Annotated in this window: 12 protein-coding genes; 10 read left to right on the top strand and 2 right to left on the bottom strand. The window is 64.1% G+C overall.

Features of this window, described 5'->3' with window-relative positions; translation table 11 throughout:
* The first annotated feature begins 31 nt into the window (after positions 1-31).
* Genes N2599_RS18535 through N2599_RS18490 form a run of 10 tightly spaced genes read left to right on the top strand, consistent with a single transcriptional unit; the run spans position 32 to position 13,272 of the window.
* On the top strand, positions 32-688 hold the full coding sequence (locus tag N2599_RS18535; protein WP_027511994.1) for a hypothetical protein: 657 nt from the start codon (positions 32-34) through the stop codon (positions 686-688).
* Positions 688-1,005 (top strand): hypothetical protein, encoded by a 318-nt coding sequence (locus N2599_RS18530; RefSeq protein ID WP_037142940.1) that lies wholly within the window; start codon positions 688-690, stop codon positions 1,003-1,005. Before N2599_RS18535 ends, N2599_RS18530 begins: the two co-directional genes overlap by 1 nt.
* Positions 992-2,110, top strand: coding sequence for a hypothetical protein (locus N2599_RS18525; protein WP_027511995.1), 1,119 nt, complete (start codon positions 992-994; stop codon positions 2,108-2,110). Before N2599_RS18530 ends, N2599_RS18525 begins: the two co-directional genes overlap by 14 nt.
* Positions 2,107-2,622: a phage baseplate assembly protein V gene (locus N2599_RS18520; protein WP_027511996.1), complete on the top strand. Its 516-nt coding sequence runs from the start codon at positions 2,107-2,109 to the stop codon at positions 2,620-2,622. Before N2599_RS18525 ends, N2599_RS18520 begins: the two co-directional genes overlap by 4 nt.
* Complete coding sequence (locus N2599_RS18515) at positions 2,622-2,957, top strand: hypothetical protein (RefSeq protein ID WP_027511997.1); 336 nt, start codon at positions 2,622-2,624, stop codon at positions 2,955-2,957. Before N2599_RS18520 ends, N2599_RS18515 begins: the two co-directional genes overlap by 1 nt.
* Complete coding sequence (locus N2599_RS18510) at positions 2,954-3,325, top strand: GPW/gp25 family protein (protein ID WP_051336711.1); 372 nt, start codon at positions 2,954-2,956, stop codon at positions 3,323-3,325. Before N2599_RS18515 ends, N2599_RS18510 begins: the two co-directional genes overlap by 4 nt.
* On the top strand, positions 3,322-5,811 hold the full coding sequence (locus N2599_RS18505) for a putative baseplate assembly protein (RefSeq protein WP_051336712.1): 2,490 nt from the start codon (positions 3,322-3,324) through the stop codon (positions 5,809-5,811). The genes N2599_RS18510 and N2599_RS18505 overlap by 4 nt, the downstream gene beginning before the upstream one ends.
* A complete protein-coding gene (locus N2599_RS18500; RefSeq protein ID WP_027511998.1) occupies positions 5,808-8,336 on the top strand; it encodes a baseplate J/gp47 family protein in 2,529 nt (842 codons plus the stop codon). Before N2599_RS18505 ends, N2599_RS18500 begins: the two co-directional genes overlap by 4 nt.
* On the top strand, positions 8,333-10,711 hold the full coding sequence (locus tag N2599_RS18495) for a hypothetical protein (protein ID WP_027511999.1): 2,379 nt from the start codon (positions 8,333-8,335) through the stop codon (positions 10,709-10,711). Before N2599_RS18500 ends, N2599_RS18495 begins: the two co-directional genes overlap by 4 nt.
* Entirely contained in the window at positions 10,708-13,272 is a 2,565-nt protein-coding gene (locus N2599_RS18490; RefSeq protein WP_027512000.1) for a DUF6519 domain-containing protein, read from the top strand. Before N2599_RS18495 ends, N2599_RS18490 begins: the two co-directional genes overlap by 4 nt.
* A 636-nt stretch (positions 13,273-13,908) precedes the next feature.
* Here the strand turns inward: N2599_RS18490 and N2599_RS18485 are convergent.
* Together N2599_RS18485 and N2599_RS18480 are read right to left on the bottom strand one after the other, a co-directional pair.
* Positions 13,909-16,266 carry a YecA family protein gene (locus N2599_RS18485; RefSeq protein ID WP_037142943.1) on the bottom strand — a complete coding sequence of 786 codons (2,358 nt, stop codon included), beginning with the start codon at positions 16,264-16,266 and terminating at the stop codon, positions 13,909-13,911.
* A 438-nt stretch (positions 16,267-16,704) separates the two neighbouring features.
* Positions 16,705-17,376 (bottom strand): hypothetical protein, encoded by a 672-nt coding sequence (locus N2599_RS18480; RefSeq protein ID WP_027512002.1) that lies wholly within the window; start codon positions 17,374-17,376, stop codon positions 16,705-16,707.
* Positions 17,377-17,397 lie beyond the last annotated feature (21 nt).

Genomic DNA, 17,397 nt, shown 5'->3' with positions numbered 1-17,397 from the left:
ATTTGGGTCATGAAACGAAAGGACGGGTGAGATGACGTCATTTCCAGGCGCGCCGCAGGTGCTGAAGGGCGGCTTCGTCGTCATGGACGGCGAAGGCAAGAAGGTCGAGCGCGTCGTCTCCTTCCAGTACAATCCGGACGCGCTCACCCGTGCGCTTGCGCCTCGCGGCGCAAAGACCGAGATGGGCGACCGCCTGGAAGGGCTACGCCTCACTGGGATGCCGGTCGAGACGCTGAAGCTCGACGTCGAGTTCGACGCAACCGACCGGTTGGAGAAGCCGCTCGGCAACAAGGACGCGGTGGAAAACGGCATCGCAAGCGATCTGGCGACGCTGGAAACCCTCATCGCGCCGCGGGTGGCTGACACGGCGCAGGCCCAAGCCCTCGCCGGTACGGGCACACTGGAAATCCTGCCTCTGCCCTCGCCCCTGATCCTGCTGGTGCTCGGACGCAACCGGCTCCTGCCGGTGCGCATCACCGATTTCAGCATAATTGAGGAGGCGTTCGACCCGCGGCTGAACCCGATCCGCGCCCGTGTCAGCCTGGGGATGCGTGTGCTCTCCACCGAGGATCTCGCCTGGGGCACCAAGGGCGCGGAACTCTTTCGCGCCGCCCAGTCCCGTCGGGAAAAATTGGCCGATGCCCGTAAGACGCCCGTTCAGGCGCTCGGCCTTTCAGGAACGCTGTGATGACCGAATTTTCCGCCAACAGCCGTTATTTTGGCTTGCCCATGAAGGTCCGGCTTCGGCCGGATGGCGAGGCGGAATCCTATCTGCCGCGCCGCCTCATCCCGGCTCCAGAGCGCTATAAGGCCTTCGGCCTCAAGCGCCTGAGCGGCTCGGAGCGCATCGACGACGTGGCGGCCGAAGCGTTCGGCGATCCCGAGCTCTTCTGGCGGATCGCCGATGCGCTGAGTCTCGAAGACCCCGCAAGCCTGCTTGGCGAGGAAGGCCGTCCCGTTCCTCTGCCGCTGCCTCTGGAGGTCGCGAGCAATGGCGACACTTAAGGGGGTCACGCTGACATTGCTGATGGGGCCGGTCGCCGTGGCGCCGGCCCCCCGCGCGGTCGTCGACGCACTCGAAAGCGCAACCGCCACCCAGGCCGTGGGCCAGCGGTCCGGTTACCAACTTACCTTCGCCTATTCCAAGACCTCGCCCATTGCGCAGCAACTCCTGCCGACCGGTTTCTTTGATCCGATGATCCGGGTGATCCTAGTCGCGACCTTGAACGGCCTCCCAAAGGTTCTCGCAGACGGCCCGATCAAGCGCATCGACGTCACAGCGTCCACCCATCCCGGCGAGTACAAGCTCGTCGTGACCGGCGAGGACATATCCGGCTACATGGACATGGTCGATCTAACCGGAATGCCCTATCCGGCCATGCCGCCCTTCGCCCGCGTGGCTCTGATGATGGCCAAATACGCAGCCTTTGGCGTCGTTCCGCTCACCATTCCGTCACCGTTCTCCTTCGCCGCGTCGCCGACGGAGAAATATGCCCAGCAGCAGGGGTCGGACTTCGAATATGCCGACAAGCTTGCCAAGGACGCCGGTTACGAGTTCTACGTTACGCCCGGGCCCGCACCCGGCATGAACACGGCCTATTGGGGACCGCAGGCGCGCGTCGGCGCTCCCCAGCCGACGCTGACGATCGACTTCGACCAGGCCGCACAGACGGAAAGCGCGACCTTCACCGTCGATGGCAACCTGGCGGTTCTGCCCTATGCCTTCGTCAAGGTCGCCAATATCTCCATTCCCGTGCCGGTTCCGGACGTCGGCATCCTAAAGCCGCCGCTGGCGGCTCGGCCGGTCGTGCCGACGAAGACTACGTTGCTCGAAACGGAACGGTTGAACGCCGTGGAGGTCGCAGGCGCGTTGCTTGCAGGCCGCGGCGGGGCGGACCCGGTCACCGCTTCGGGCTCGGTCGACCTGGTGCGCTACGGGCGGCCGATCGACGCGCGCTCGCTGATCTTCGTGCGTGGCGCAAGTCTTGCCCACGACGGTCTCTGGTTCGTCCGCTCTGTGAGCCATGCCCTGGGCCGCGGATCCTGGCGGCAGACCTTCCAATTAGCCAGAGACGGACTCGTCTCGCAGACATCGAGGGTTCCCGCATGAGCAACGGTCCGCGTTACTACGGCAAATATCGTGCCATGGTCCTCAACAACCTCGACCCGCAAAACCAGGGCCGGATCCAGGTTCAGCTCGGCGACCATTATGGGCTGTTCCCGTCGACATGGGCTTTTCCGTGCTTTCCGTTCGCGGCCAAGGGCATGGCCGGGCTGGTGGCGCTGCCGCAGATCGGGGCTGCGGTCTGGGTCGAGTTCGAAGCCGGAGACCCGGACTACCCGATCTGGTCGGGCGGCTTCTATCCGGATCCGATGGGGTTTCCCGTGCTTGCCATGGCGGGAGCGACGCCGGCGACGCCCAACGTCCACATGCAGACGACCACAGGCACCTCAATCACCCTTTCGGACAACCCGGCCCAGCAGGTCTTCATCAAGACCGTCACCGGAGCCATGGTCATGATCGGCGCGGCCGGCATCACGCTCATGAACGGGCAAGGCGCCTCCATCCAGATGTCGGGGCCCTCGGTCATCATCAACAACGGCGCGCTGGTGGTGACGTGATGCCCGGAACCATCCTTCACACCGGGACGACCGCGACCTGCCCGCACGGCGGCACCCTCAACATCATTGCCGCATCGCCGCGCGTCTCCGTCTCAGGCATGCCGGTGGCGGTTTTGAGCGATCAGGGGCTCGTGGCCGGCTGCGTCTTCACGCTGCCGAACGGCAAGCCGCAACCCTGCGTCACGACGCGCTGGATCGCCGCCGCGACGCGGGTCCTTGCCAGCGGCCACCCCGTCCTGGTCAATCCGGCCGCCGCCCTCTGCCTTTCAGCGGAACAGATCCCCGGCGGCCCGCCCATCATCGCCGCCAGCCAGACACGGGTGATCGCGACATGAGGCTCGCTTTTCCCTGCAGCGCCACCCCACTCGGCCAGGCCAGGGCCTGGCCTTACGGTTCGTCCGAACATGTGCGCGACTGCCTCGAACTTCTGATCATGACTGGTCCCGGCGAACGGGTCATGCGGCCGACATTCGGATCACCGGTGCGCGAGATGCTGTTTGCGGCCGGCAATGGCCCGGTCGCCGTGGCGCTGGAGGCGACACTCGAAGCGGCAATCACCCAGGAACTCGGCCATCTCCTCGTTCTTCGAAATCTGCTCGTCGATTTCGACGAGGCAGCGGCCGCCCTCGAGATAGAGTTGACTTACGAAGTGAAGGCTACCGGCCAGGCCGTAAACCTCAGCCTGTCGAAGGGGCTGCCATGAGCGCCATATACCAATGCTGCGACCCGATGCGACGCCAAGCCGTTGCGGCTTCGGCGGCCGTCCTGTCCGGCATCGACTACATCGAAGTCCACCAGGGCGCGACGCTTGCCGATCCCACGACGATCGACATCGTCCTGGTGAAGCCCTTGCCCCTACCAGGTGCGACACTGACGCCGGCCGAAATCGAGATCACGGGCGGCGTGCGGTTCACCGCTCCGAAGGCCACGCTGGTCGAGGCGCTCCCCGGCCCTAATCAGGTATCGCGCTACCGCGTGACGCTTGCCGGCAACCAGCCGACCGACTACTCGACCTATCGCCTGGCAATCGTCAACGGCCCGGGCGGCCAGCCTCCGCAGTTCATCGACCCACGGCTCGCCGCCGTCGATTTCTCGTTCAAGATCGACTGCCCATCGGACTTTGACTGCCAGGACGATTGCGGCGAGCAGCCGGTTGCCGGCGAAGCCGAACCGCTGCTCGACTACGCCGCCCGTGACTGGCGCGGCTTCCGGCGGCAGATGCTGGATCGCATTGCCGCACAGGTCCCGGGCTTCAGGGAAGACGATGCGGCAGACTTTACCGTCACGCTGATCGAGGCCCTCGCCTATCGCGCCGACCAGCAGAGCTACCGACTCGATTCAATTGGCACGGAAGCTTTTCTCGACACGGCGCGCGCCCCTTCCTCGCTTGCGCGCCTTGCCCGCATGGTTGACTATAGGCCGGTCCAGGGCGCCAGCGCCCGGGTGCCCCTCGCCTTCATCTACACGCCCGGCGGCATGGCTGATGGTCTCCCGTTGGCGGCCTCGACGCCCGTGCTTGCGCGCAACCCGGATCTGCCACCCGTGCTTGCTCCGCCGGCCTATTCGCGCGCGCTTTCGCGCAGCCTCTCAGGCATTCCGGACATATTCGAAACGCTTTCGCCCCTCACCTGCTGGTCCTGGCGCAACCGGCTTTTCTTTCACACTTGGTCGGATTCCGAGTGCCGGCTTGCGAAAGGCGCAACGTCTTGCACTTTCGTCGACGACAGTGGCGGCAATGGTCCGTTGACGGCGGGCGACCTCCTCATCCTCATGGAGACCCGGTCACCCGAAACCGGCAGCAAGGCCGATGCCGACCCCGAAAGGCGGTGGCTTGTTCGCCTAGTGGCGGTAGAGCACGACCAGGACGTCCTGGACGATACGGATGTCGTCACGGTCACCTGGGGCGCGGAAGACGCGCTGCCCTTCGACCTCGTGCTTTCGGCCCGGCAGACCGACCAGTCGCAGGCGAGCCCGGCGCTGGTCTGCGCCGAAGCCTGCGGTAACGTGGTGATCGCCGATCATGGCGCGTCCACGCCGCCGCCCCTACATCTCGGGCTCACTTCCGTGGAGATGGAAGTGCTTCGTCCGCGCCTCGATCCACCCAAGCCAAGGCCGGGCTTCACCTGGCGCCCCAAGCTTACGCGCGCGGATATCGCACGCACCGCGATGCCGAACTTTACAGGCCCGCCCTGGGTCGCGGCACAGGCCCTGCTCCAACCCGGTGAGGTGTTGCCGGCGCTCTCGCTGACGGATGCCTTCTCGACTTGGCACGCGCGAACCGATCTCCTCGCCTCCGGTCGTTTCGACCGCGACTTCGTCGTCGAAACCGGCCTGGGGGGTCAGACACAACTTCGCTTCGGCGATCGCTTCAATGGCCTGGCGCCTGCCGATGGCACGGTGTTTCTGCCGGCTGCCCGTTTCGGAGTTGGCCGCCCGGGCCTCGTCGGTCACGATGTCCTCACCCATGTCGCAGTGCCGGCCAGCCAGGCCGGAGCCGCGATCGAAGTGACCAACCCGCTGCCGGGCCGGGGTGGCGCGGATGCGGAGCCCGCCGCCTCCATCCGCCTCAAGGCGCCGGAAGCCTGGCGCACGCAGGACCGGGCGGTGACGGCGGAGGACTATGCCCGCTGCGCGCTACGCCATACGGCGGTGATGAACGCGCTCGCGATCCCGCGATGGACCGGCGCCTGGCAAACGATCCTGCTCTATGTCGATCGGCAAGGCGGCCTGCCGGTGGATGGCGGCTTCATCCAAGAGCTGATGACATTTCTCGAGCGTTTCCGTCTCATGGGCTTCGACATTGCGGTGCGTGGCGCGCGCCCCGCGCCGCTCGACATCAAGCTGCGCATCTGCGCCGAGCCCGACGCCTTGCGCGCGGTCGTCGGCCAGCGGGTCCGCGAGGCCTTGCGCCCCTTCGGGCCGCGCGACGGCGCGCCCGGCTTCTTCCACCCCGACCGCTTCAGCTTCGGCACCCCTCTCTACCTTTCCAATCTGGTTGCGGCCGCAATGGCGGTCGCAGGGGTCGAGACGGTCACGCCGATCACGTTTCAGCGGTATGGCAAGACCGCGCAGGGCGAACTCGATGCCGGCATCATCCGGCCGGCCGAGGCCGAAATTATCGAGTGTGCCGACGATCCCAGCTTCCCTGAGCGCGGACGCCTGGCACTGGTTATGGGAGGCGGTCGATGAGTGATTGCGCCTGTGGCTGCGACGGTGATTGTGGTTGCGGCAGCCGCCAGATCTCGCTCGATATCGGCGATCGCCTCGTCTTCCGTCACTCCGCCATCCTAGAGAGGCTCAAAGGCGAGCTGTCGAGCACCCGCGTCGAGGGCGAGGCGCCGCTCGCCCGATGGACGACGCGGGAGCCGTCCGACTCGGTCGTCGCCCTGCTCGATGCACAGGCTGCCGCACTGCATGTGCTTGCCTGGAACATCAACCGGCTCTGGGCGGATGGCGGCCTGCACACGAGCGAGGATCCGAGCGCCGTCGGTGCCATCGCCCGGCTGCTTGGCTATGCGCCACGCCCTGCCCTTGCTGCCGCGACGGTCGTGAGTTTTGATCTCGACGACATCGCCGCCGCACCCGACGGCGTGGATCTGCCGCGCGGCATTAAGATCGCTTCGGTTCCGCTGAAGGACGAACTGCCGCAGACCTTCGAGACAGATGCACCGCTTCATGCCCGAAAAGCCTGGAACCGTCTCAAGGTAACACGCAAACCGGCTAATCCCGAAATCTCAACCGCAACTCTTTCGCTTACCTTGGAGGGAGCCGTCGCCGGCGTCCGTGCCGGCGATCTGATACTCGTCTATGCCGGCGGCAAGCCGTGCCAGTGGCTTGCCGCCCGCGTCGTCTCCGTCGACCGGCCGGCCGCTGCCAGCCCCAGCTCACCGGCAACCACCCTTCTCTCCCTCGCTTCGCAGGCTCTGGTCGGCTGCCACCCGGATTTCGCCGCCTCAAGCTTCCGCAATCAGGTCATCCTTCTTGGCGACCGAGCCTCGGCGTTCGGCTCCACGGCACCGGATCTGTCACTGTTTACGACAGAGTACCTCATCGACATCAAGCAGATGGCCGAAGGTGGAGAAAGGCCGGGGGATTGGGTTGGTCTGGCGATGAAACCGGGCGGGACTGCGGCGGGTGGGGAGGTCTTGCTCGAGGCCGTCCACGACGCCGCCATGGCGGGCAAGGCAGCGCTTTTCGCAACTATGGACGGAAAGCTCCCAACACAGATGGGCAAAATTACCGCCGTGCAGGAAGGGGCGCATAGAGGATTCGGCCTCTCGGCAAAAGTGTCGAGGATTACCGTCGCCGGTGTCGACATCTCAGAGACCGAAAGCGGCTTCGCGAAGAAGGTCCGTGAAACCACCATCCTGATCGAAACCGCACGGGCGTCTCTCCATGTGCCGGAAGATGACGCCGGTATCCCCGCTGAAAAGACGCCTGATCGGATCGTCGTTGCGGGTCGGCAGACACTTGAGACCGGCAGACAGCTTATTCTCGTGGGCAGGGAGTGCTCTTCGGGAGAACCGTGCGGCGAGGTGCTGACGCTTGCGAGCGTGGAAGACGGGTCCACGGAGACGACACTGGTGTTCACCACGCCTCTCTCGAATGCCTACAAAGCCGAGGGTCTCGAAATTCACGGCAATTGCGTCCGCGTCAACCAGGGCGAAACCCCCGTTTCGGGGGCGGAGACGTTGGGCAAGGGCGAGGCCGGCATGCCGCTGCCGCGCTTCCGCCTGAAGTCAGGGCCGGTCGCGCACGTACCCGCCAAGAGTGCAAAAGGGTACGCGCCAGCACTGGAGGTGCGCGTGGGCGCGCGCGCCTACGACCGGGTCGACAATCTCTACGGCTTACCCGCGGAAACGCGCGCCTATCGCTTCGCGGCCGAAACACCGCTCGGCCCCCTTCTCGAGTTCGCCGGCCCCTTGCCTTCCGGTCAGCCGGTCACGGCGGCCTACCGGAAAGGTGGAGGAGCCAAGGGCAATGTGGGCGCGGCAAGGCTGACGACCATCATGACCCCGGTTCCCGGCCTGCGCGGCGCCACCAACCCCTTTGCCGCCGTGGGCGGGACCGAGCCCGAAGGCCCGGACGACGTGCGAAATGCGCTGCCGGCGTCGACCAGGACGCTCGATCGGACCGTTGCGCTCGAGGATTTCCAGGCCTTCGCGCAGTCCTACCGGGGCGTCGGCAAGGCGTTCGCTTCGGAACTGCGCCAGGGCATGCGGCATGTGCTCTGCCTGACGATTGCCGATACCACCTTTCAAAACCCGGTCCCAGGATCGGACCTGCTCACGGGCCTGCGCAAGGCCATTCTCGGCGCTTCGCCACCGGGACGGACCATCCGGATCGAAGGTTTCGAAAGCCTGACCGCAACCGTCGGGATCGCCTTCGCGCACGACCCGGCCCTCGAGCGCGCCAAGGTGCAGGCAGATGTGCGCGCCGCTCTGCTGCGCGCATTCTCGCCCGAAATGCGCCCCTTCGGCCGGGCGCTTCATATCGCCGAGGTGATGACGGCCACCCAGAACTTGCCGGGCGTCCTGGCGGCGCGCGTTACCGCGTTTTCGCTTTCGGGTGGCCCGCCCGCCGATGCCGGCCGCCTGCTGTGCCCGCTGCCGCGCTTTGACGAATCCCAGCCCGGTGGTCCGCTCGTCTTCCGGCGGGCCGGTCTCATCTCGCTGTCCGATGCAAGCCTCGCTCTGACGGAGATGCTGCCATGAGCGAGCGGGTTACCGACGAGCGCGCATTGGAAGCCGCAGCCCGGCTTTTCGATCTCCTACCGGCCCATATCCGCGATCGCGATGCGCGCGAGGGCCGAACGCTAGAAGCCCTTTTTCGGGTTCTCGGCGGCGGTTCGGCCGAGATCGACGCGGAGCTGGACCGATTCTTCGACGCGCTTTTCGTCGAGACCGCGCCCGATGCGGCGCTCCCCGCCTTCGCGGCCCTGGTTGGCGCCCCCTCCTTCGCCGCCCTTCCCTCCGGCGAACTGCCGCGCGCGCTCATTGCCAACTTGCTGCGCTATCGCCGCGGCAAGGGCACAGCGCGGATCCTGGCCGAACTCGCTCAGGACGTCACCCAGGAAGGCGCGGTCGTCGTCGAATATTATCAACGCGTCGCCCGAATCGCCCACCTGATCGATGTGCGTCCGGACCGCCCTGCATTCGCCGACCTGAGACCGGGCGACATGGCCAGCCGCGCCGGCCGGGCTTTCGACAAGGCGGCGCGGCTCGCGGATTTGCGTTCGATCGCGCGCGCTGCGGGGCGCTGGCACGTGCCGATAGTCGGCGCTCACCTGCTGCGCCCGCTCACTCCACTTTTCCCGGCGCCCGACAGCGCCAATCCGACCCTTCAGGACGTGGCTGGCACGCCCGTCCTGCGCCCATGGCCGATCGCCGGCACGGCTCATCCGGGCTATTGGCAGCTTGCGGCGCAGCTCGAACGCAAGATCCGCCTGTTCAACCCGGATCGAGGGGCCGAAGCCCAGGCGGAAGGAAAAGGGGGCAGGCAGGAGCCTCATCATCTGCCAGACCGACTGCATCGCCTGCCGCTCCACCTCGAAACGGAAGAACTGCGGCATGCGGCTCTCGAAGGCGGTTCGCCAAAGCCGCTGTGGTTCGGCGCGAAGGACCTTCCCTTCGCGCTCTTCGCTCGCCGCAAGGACGAGAATGCGTTCACGCGCCTGCGGCCGGAGGAACTTCTGATCTGCAATCTCGAAGACGCCCCTCTCGCCCCCGGCAGTCGGCCGGCCGAATCGCGAACGCACGAATGGTCGACCGGCGCACTTCCGAAGGCCCAGGCCCATGTGGTCGCGTCGCCGATCCTATTGGGATTCGATCCGGCCACGGGACGCGCCATCGCCCCCGCGCCCGCCGCCGGCCAACAGGAGATCGTCGAACTTCGCATCGCTTACGCCTATGGCATCGGCCGGCCGATCGGAGCGGGAGCGCAGGAGCGAAACGACGACGAGGTTCCTTTCGAAGTCCTCGATACGGACCGGCTGAAAAATTTTGTCAGAGTGGTCGACGCCACCGCGGCAGCGGGTGGGTCCGCCTCCGACCGTGTCCGCAGCGTGCAAACCTTGTCGCAGGCGCTTGCCGACGTCCTGTCGGACGGCGCCGGCAAGCGCGCGCTGATCGTGTTCGTCCGCTGCGACCGCGAGACGACGGCAGCCACCGTGCGTGTCCATCCCGGCACCGCGCTGCATCTGGTCGCTGCGCAATGGCGCGCAAAGGCGACAGGACCGGGCTTTCCCGACGACCCCGACCGGCTGGGCTACCTCGTGCGCCGGGAACGGCGCTTCACGGTGGATGCGCCCGTCTCGGTCGCGGCGGCCGCTCCTCCGGCTGCGAACGAGGATCCGGGCGAATTGATCCTGGATGGTCTTGAGCTCACCCGGGGCCTTTCCCTCGGCGCGAACGCGGTCTCCCATCTCTGGCTGCGTCATACGACGCTGCGCAATCCCGGCTCGGCGGCACTGACGACCGCAGCCTTCAAGCACCTTTTCGTGCGCATCGACGACAGTCTCTCCGGTCCGCTGGCACTCGAATCCGGCGGAGGACCGGGGCGCATCAACGTCTCCGGATCGATCCTCAGCCCCGACGGAGCGGCATTGCCGGTGCTGGCAGCCGAAAACCTCGATGCCAGGCTTTGCGACGTCACGCTCTTCGGCACGGCACGAACGAAGTCCGTCGAGGCAACCGGTTGTCTGTTCACCACCGCACTGACGGTGCAGCGCAAGCAGGAAGGGTGCCTGCGCTATTCCTACCTCGCGCCCGGCAGCGACGGTCCGCGCCGGTTCCGTTGCCAGCCGGACCCCACTCTCTCCACCGCGGCCGCGCTGCGCGCAGCGCCGGTATTCATGGACACGAGCCTCGACGAGCCAGCCTGCGCCCTCCTCCATCCCCTCTGCCCCGACGGAATTCGCAACGGCGGCGAGGGCGGAACCGAGATGGGCTCTTTCGGCCCGTGGGGGGCAAGCCTGAGGCGCGCCAACCTCACCTCGCTCTTCGACGACTTCACTCCGTTTGGCCTGGAGACGGCGATCCTCGACGACGCCCAATCCGCGCCTCAAGCCCTGCGAAGGAACAAGCCATGACCATTCGCGCCGACGCCACACGCCAGATCATCAATAGTCGGGATCCGCGCCCGTTGCGGGCCGTGGCGCCCCGGCAAGGCCAGGTCTTGCTTGATGCGGATTTCGATCAGGACGCCCGGCTGACGCTCACGCGCATCGACGGCGACATGTCCGACGTGATCGGTGCGCCGGGCCGCCTCGCCTATCCGTCCGGCACCAGCGCCTTCGCGATCCAGGCCGGCGGCGGCCCGCTGAACCTGTCGATCCAGCCGGGCCACGGCTTTCTGGACGGCTGGCGCCTCGACAACATGGCAGCCTGCACGCTCGCCACACAGCCTCATCCCCGCAACGGCGATGCGGCGACCCTGCCGTCGGTCGTCGCCATCAAGGCGCTCATACGCCATGTCGATCCGGTCGAGGAACCGGCTTTCGCCGACAAGGCACTGGGCGACGCCCAGGCCTCGGGCAGGCTGATTGCCGACTGGCAGGTCCTGCCCCAGCCCGTTCACGGGTCGGTGTCCTGCGCGACCGCGCCGCAGAATGCCGACTGGCTGCGCCTGACCGCGCCTTCCTCCGGCTCCATCGCCGTGACCGTCCAGCCCTCCGTCCCAGGCACGGACCCGTGTTCGCTGATGCCGCAGGGAGGCTATACACGGCTCGAGAACCTTCTCTATCGGCTCGAGGTTCACGGCGGCGTGCCGATCGCGGAGGCCGGAAGTCCGCCGCCCCTCGCTGATGGCCCGCGCTTCGGGCTCCAGGGATTGAAACTCAAGCTCTCGCGCAGGAATGCGAGCCTGCTCGTCGCCATTACGGGCATCAACGGCAACGAGATCACGGTGAGCCCGCCGTCTCTCGATCCGCGCTCCTGGTTCGCCCCCGGAAGCTGGGCCGAAATCGTCAGCCTGCACGACGACGTCGACCCGCGCGCGGCGCTCACCAGCGAACGGCTGTTTCGCGTGGCGCTCGCCACGGACGAAAAAGTTACAGTCGAAGCGACGACAGCGGCGATCGCGGCGACCGGTGCGGCGGCGACGGGCGGCTGGTTCCTGCGGTTTTGGGACGTTCTGCCCGACAGCTCCGGCCTGATCGTGTTCGGCGCACCTGGCGCCGGAGGACTGACAGCAGTGCAAAGCCTTGGCGACGGCCTGTCGATCCAGGGGGGCGGCGGAGCGGCGGCGACCTTTCGGCGCGGCGACTACTGGACTTTCGCGGCAAGGGCCGACGGCACCATCGATTGGCCCTCCAGCACCCAGCAGACGCCCCACGGCCCAGAGACACGCTATGCGCCGCTTTCGGTGGCAACCGGTTCGCCCGCGGCTTCGACGTTCGACGATTGCCGCATCCCGTGCGCGCGCCTGACGGACCGGGTGCTTCACTATCGCGGCGGCGACGGCCAGGCGGCTTTTTCGAATGGCGGTGGGCCGATCAAGCTCGCCGCGCCTTTGCGCCTGGCAGTGCTTCGCGGTTCGACCCCGGTACCCGGAGCGATTGTTCAGTGGAGCTTGCCGCCCGGCGCACAACCGTCGATGATCGACGCGGCCCCAGTCACGTCGGTCCAGCAACAGCAGAGCACGACGAACGCCCAGGGCGAAGTGTCGGTCTCCTGGACGATCGACGGAAACGCGCCGAGCGCCCTTCACCAGATCAGGGCCTCCCTTCTCGGTGCCGGCGGTGCCCAGCCTGTGACCTTCACCGCGCGGTTCGATCAGGCGAAAACCACGAGCTACGACCCGCTCGGCTGCGAACACCTCAAAGACTTCGACAACGTCCAGGCTGCCATCGACGGGCTCTGCGGCCTGATCAACACCAAGTTCCCGGTCCTGAAGCTGGCGCGGATCGACCTTTTTGACCCCAAAGGCAAGACCACCGCACTCATCAATGACAAGGAAGAGACGATCTTGAACGGCCTCGAGGTAGATTGCGATTCCTTCTTGAGCGGTATCGCCATCGGCCTGGACCTGGACGACTCTCTTAACCTCGGCATCCAGAAATTCGATCCCATCCTCGAACTGGAGCTCGAGCTTCCCTATCCGACGACCGATGCCGACAAGGTCTACTGGCTTCACGCCAGTCAGCCCGGCGACAAGAAGGAATATCCCCTTTGCTCGACCTGGGGCTTCCAGCGGATTCGCCTCGACGGCGACATCAGGATCGACAGCAGCCCTGACGGTTACCCAGCCTTGATCTGGACCCCGCATTCCATGGCGCGCACGTTTCTGGAGACGGCCCGCTACCACCGCTTCGGGCAGCGGATCACGGGCCTGTTCGCGGAACAACTCTACGAGTGGTGGAAACCCGATCGGCTGGAACGGATTCTCTGCCGGTTGCGGCTGCGCTCTGCGCATATCTGGGCCGACATCAATACGGGGAAAGAAGGGGCGAAGGACGAAAAGAGACCCGAGCGTGTCTACCTGAATGCGGAGCATCTCGGCTGCGTTGGATCCGTGACCGGTCGCGAACTGTCGCTGCGTGAACTCGACCCGCAGCGCGCCGCCGATCTCGACATGTTCTTCTACCTAAAGGTTCCGCAGGATGTAAAGAGGAAGCGCCCCTTTCGGGGTGGCTCGGAGCAACCGGGATAGCTTGCAAATCGCATGCGGAGAACCCCGAAGAGCCTTTCTCAACGATGGACTGGAACGACTGACAGCCGGCCGGCCGGAGATGGAGCACACTATATCTAATAGTTGTGTCGGTTGCCCGTGACGGCCGGCTTCTTCGCTTTTTTCGCGGGCCGTACACTTAGGGTAATCCCCGGAGCCGGAGGCGGTCGGTCGCGTCTTGTGCAGGGTTATGGGATCCGACCCGGAGGACGCGCCATTCGTGGATGATGCGGTTTAGGGGCTGAGTGGTAGATTGTGATGCCCTCGCCCGCCCCGGGTGAGCCTCAAAGATTTCTACCGCTAGAAGCGGCCCAGTCAATCGCTATGCCGATATGGGGCGCAACGCGGTCATTAGCAATCCGCCGTGTGGACCTCGCCTTCGAGCCGAGAGTGAAAACAATTTCCGATCCCGCACAACGGGCCAACGGGCCCAGGTGCAGGTCTCTGGCCTGATCGCATGGAGACTTGTAAATTCTCAGCCTCAAGTCTGCCTAACGTTGACAATTGCCGCTTACGCCAGAAGCGGCCACTATGCACAGTAATCTCGTCGTCCGAAATGAGGCCAGCGGCCACGCCTTCAACGTGTCTTCCGTCGCCTAACGCGGTAGCGTCACCTCGTTATCGGCCGTGGCACTTCTTGTATTTCAACCCACTTTTACAGGGGCAAGGGTCGTTTCGACCCACTTTAGGAATGTCGACTGCAGGCTGTATCTTTTCCGGCGCTGCTCTCTGACTACGCAGGAAGTTATTAGCACGTTGCTTCATGCGTTCGGCGTCATCAAAAATATGCGCGTTGGCCTCCGTACGGTTTGTGGGTCGAGTGACTGGGAAGGTGAAGGCCGCTTTGTAAGTGCCACCTGCTGTCGTTTCGATCATCAAGCCGGCCATCGTCCCAGCAGATGTCATTATGGCCGCTGAACTCGCCTTGTCGTTCACCTTCTTCCAGTCGATGACGCCACCGGATCGGTGGAGCCATATGAAAAACGGTGTTTCCACTTCCTGACCGTAAATGAAGTAGCGTCCGTCGTGTTGTTGCAATGATTTGCGAAGCTCAACAAGCATCGCTGCCAACTCATTGCGACCTTCGCTACCCAGATTCCTGAGGTAACTGTCCGCGCGAAGCCAACCGGCCTTGCGCGTCGCGTCGAAAGCCCCCAAGAGCTTGAGCATTTCGTCGGGATATTCTTGTGTCGGACGTGGATCAGTCTCCCAGCTTTCACTTTCGAAGCTTCGGTCAACGTCAAAGCTCATGCCATCCCACATAACGAAGTCGGCGTCTTTCTTGAGCTGCTCGGTCATTTCCACATCGACACGGTTTTTCTTCAAATAGGCGCCCAGATGGTCCAGCTCGTCGAACAGGTGGGCGCGACGCAAGCCAGCCACGGCCTGGCGAACTTCCATATAGTGCGCAAATTCTCCCGGTGTCGGCAGGAAACGCCTAAGGACGAACAGGTCATCGATCGAAAGGGAAATGAAAGCGTGTTTCCCAAGCAAAGGCATGATTGCGGGCAGTTCTTTACAGAATGCCGAAAGCGGAGAGAACGATTCAACCGTAAGCCCAATGGGTAGCATGACACGGTAGTCAGCACGGCGCACGCGCGCGCACTCCACGTACTTGCCGTCAATCATATGGAACAATGGCACTTCATCAGCGGTATTCAGGTAATTGAAGAAACGCTCACATTGCTTGTAAGCCTTGATGACCAGGTCCTGTACCGACTGAGCATGACGCCCGAAATCCGAGGCCGGTGACGCGATGGTTGCTGCGGCGCCAGCTTTTGCCTCGACTAGATAGAGAACGTCATCAATGAGGATGAGCGTGTCGTTCTCCGACCATTGTTTGCTGACAGGGTCCTTGTAGTAAACCTCCTGCAAAACCTTGGCGCCGGGCAACTGGATGCCGAGAATGTCGGCGAAGGCGGCCTCGCTCATTGCCTTTTGGAGCTCATTGAACTCGACCTTGTAGACAGGTTTACGCTGCAAGAGGTTGAACAAGAGCGCGCGATACCCGGCGTCGCGGGTAAAGCATGGATCGACGGCGAAATAGTCTGATCCCAGTTTGATCAGCGGTTTTTTGCGGACGGGGAGCGTACGATAGGGCGTGCCGGCGTGGTCGCCAGCCGCGAAAAACTCCTTGTCCTCGCCGCGTTCATAGGCCAAGTCGGCTAGAAGTTCCTGTGGCAGGTCGGTATGACGGCTAACATTGGCAACGCCACCACGGAACATGTCCTCCATGGCTTGCCCGGCCGCTTTCGACTGATCGTTGTTTTGCGCGACCCACTCTTCCATGACCTCTTCGAGCGGTTTTTCTTTTGCTGCCGCAAAGGCATGTGCCGCCTGAAACTGGTTCATCATTTCTTCGATGGCAAAAGCTTGTCCGGTGCGTGCGGCGTCGGCCATGGCCTGAAAGCCCGCCGCAACCTCCCTCGCCCCTACGCCGTAAATCTCTTTCAGGGCCTCGTCATGCGGTTCAAGGACGTAACGGTAGAACTCACCTTCAAGGACCTGGTAGCGGTTGCCACGAAGCAGAACCCAGCTAGTCTTGGCGTGAAATTCTATGTCAGCGGTATTTGGCCCGAACGCTCCGTCCTTCTTGTCGGCGGAGCTGGCCATGGCGTAAAACATCGCCTGTTCCCTAAGCTTGCTGCTTTGCTCAAACAGCTCCGCACATTTCTCTCCACTGAATTCCACCTTGTCCGGTGCCGGGTCTGTGGCCAGCACGGCGTGGATATACTCGAGAAGGAACTGGTTCTGGTTGATTAGCTCATCCGGCCCCTGGGCCTCACGCTCCTCTTTCGTGACGTCCTGCTCCGACATCGCCTTCATCATCCGCTGCGCATAGACGTAGCCAAGAAGGTCGTGCGGCGGCATGCCGACAATAAGCTCGCGCATGCGCGCGGCGGTAGCTTCCATATCCTTCATCAAGGATGCTGCGACTTCCTTGCGCTTCTCTTCGTCGGCTTGGTTTTGTATCATGATGTCCCCTAAAACGTTTATTTTAACCCAACAGGGTAGACTTCGTATCTCTTCAAGCCACTCACGTCGAAATAGACGATTTCTACAAGTGCTGTCTAAAAGCGTTTGCCTTCGCAGTCTTGCTCTTCCTCAGGAGTCAGCCCATCGCCTTACTCGACGACCTAATTTAGGTCTCCTTGGAAGGCGTTACGAGAAACCGACGGGCCACATATCCCCGCCGCGAGTGAAAGCGCGAGCGACCCGAATGAGGGGCGCTGTGCCGTCTGGCCGGATCGGACCCCATCTCTGTCGTTCCTAGGCACTGACGGCTTACCGAAAGCCGCCGGTCCTGGCCCATCCAACTGTCGCTGTGGTCGGGGCCGGAAGCGGTCATCCGATCATACGCGTTGCGCTCATCGAATTGAGCGACCGCCATCATGACCTCAAAGTGGATCACCATCATTTACCCGTAGATTTACCGCGCCTAGGGATCGGCGTGGGGTTGCGCTTCACTGGCGCGTGGGGTTTTGCCGGCGCGGACTTAAGCTTCGCCGCCGGAGCGGCAGGAGCGTCGTCTTCATCTTCATCGTCATCATCATCGGCAACCAAGTTACCATGGTCATCGATGTCGTCGAGGTCGAAAGCGCTCACCTCGTTCGCCCGGATCGCCAGCGCCTGCCACTTGTTCTCGTGTACCTGCTTGGCCAAGTAGGCACGCTTGATGACGTGGTAGGGGTTGTAGATTACGGCGAACGAGAGCTCGCCCAGCGGCCCGGGCATCACGCCGATGAAGCGTAGGTTGGCCAAGCGGTGCATACGGTCCTTCCAGGTCCGCAGTGCACGCTGCCCTTCAAAACCTGCATGGAATGCCATCTCCTCGGGGCGATTGAGCGCGATGAAGCTCTCCTCGATCCGGATCCTCGACCAAAGCTCCAAATAGGTCCGGCTAACCGGGACGCCCTTGCCCGCAAGGTCATCCATAATGCTCATCATCAAGGGCATCAAACGCGGCAACGCCACCCAGCCCTCATTGTCCATGCTCCATAGCATGTCGCTCGACAGGTCGGGCCACAGCTTCTTGCGTGCGTCGAGCTGCCGTCTAAGGATGGATCGTGCTTTGCCGCGGGCCATGGATCACCTAGTTGCTAAAGT

Origin of the sequence: Rhizobium sullae (assembly GCF_025200715.1) — a bacterium.
Classification (GTDB): domain Bacteria; phylum Pseudomonadota; class Alphaproteobacteria; order Rhizobiales; family Rhizobiaceae; genus Rhizobium; species Rhizobium sullae.
Note: the sequence above shows the minus strand (reverse complement) of the source record. Positions and strands in the feature narration are given on the sequence as shown.

Excerpts from the sequence above, each read along its gene's own strand:
- N2599_RS18535 (WP_027511994.1), top strand. The coding sequence starts at position 32 with ATGACGTCATTTCCAGGCGCGCCGCAGGTGCTGAAGGGCGGCTTCGTC.
- N2599_RS18530 (WP_037142940.1), top strand. The coding sequence starts at position 688 with ATGACCGAATTTTCCGCCAACAGCCGTTATTTTGGCTTGCCCATGAAG.
- N2599_RS18525 (WP_027511995.1), top strand. The coding sequence starts at position 992 with ATGGCGACACTTAAGGGGGTCACGCTGACATTGCTGATGGGGCCGGTC.
- N2599_RS18520 (WP_027511996.1), top strand. The coding sequence starts at position 2,107 with ATGAGCAACGGTCCGCGTTACTACGGCAAATATCGTGCCATGGTCCTC.
- N2599_RS18515 (WP_027511997.1), top strand. The coding sequence starts at position 2,622 with ATGCCCGGAACCATCCTTCACACCGGGACGACCGCGACCTGCCCGCAC.
- N2599_RS18510 (WP_051336711.1), top strand. The coding sequence starts at position 2,954 with ATGAGGCTCGCTTTTCCCTGCAGCGCCACCCCACTCGGCCAGGCCAGG.
- N2599_RS18505 (WP_051336712.1), top strand. The coding sequence starts at position 3,322 with ATGAGCGCCATATACCAATGCTGCGACCCGATGCGACGCCAAGCCGTT.
- N2599_RS18500 (WP_027511998.1), top strand. The coding sequence starts at position 5,808 with ATGAGTGATTGCGCCTGTGGCTGCGACGGTGATTGTGGTTGCGGCAGC.
- N2599_RS18495 (WP_027511999.1), top strand. The coding sequence starts at position 8,333 with ATGAGCGAGCGGGTTACCGACGAGCGCGCATTGGAAGCCGCAGCCCGG.
- N2599_RS18490 (WP_027512000.1), top strand. The coding sequence starts at position 10,708 with ATGACCATTCGCGCCGACGCCACACGCCAGATCATCAATAGTCGGGAT.
- N2599_RS18485 (WP_037142943.1), bottom strand. The coding sequence starts at position 16,266 with ATGATACAAAACCAAGCCGACGAAGAGAAGCGCAAGGAAGTCGCAGCA.
- N2599_RS18480 (WP_027512002.1), bottom strand. The coding sequence starts at position 17,376 with ATGGCCCGCGGCAAAGCACGATCCATCCTTAGACGGCAGCTCGACGCA.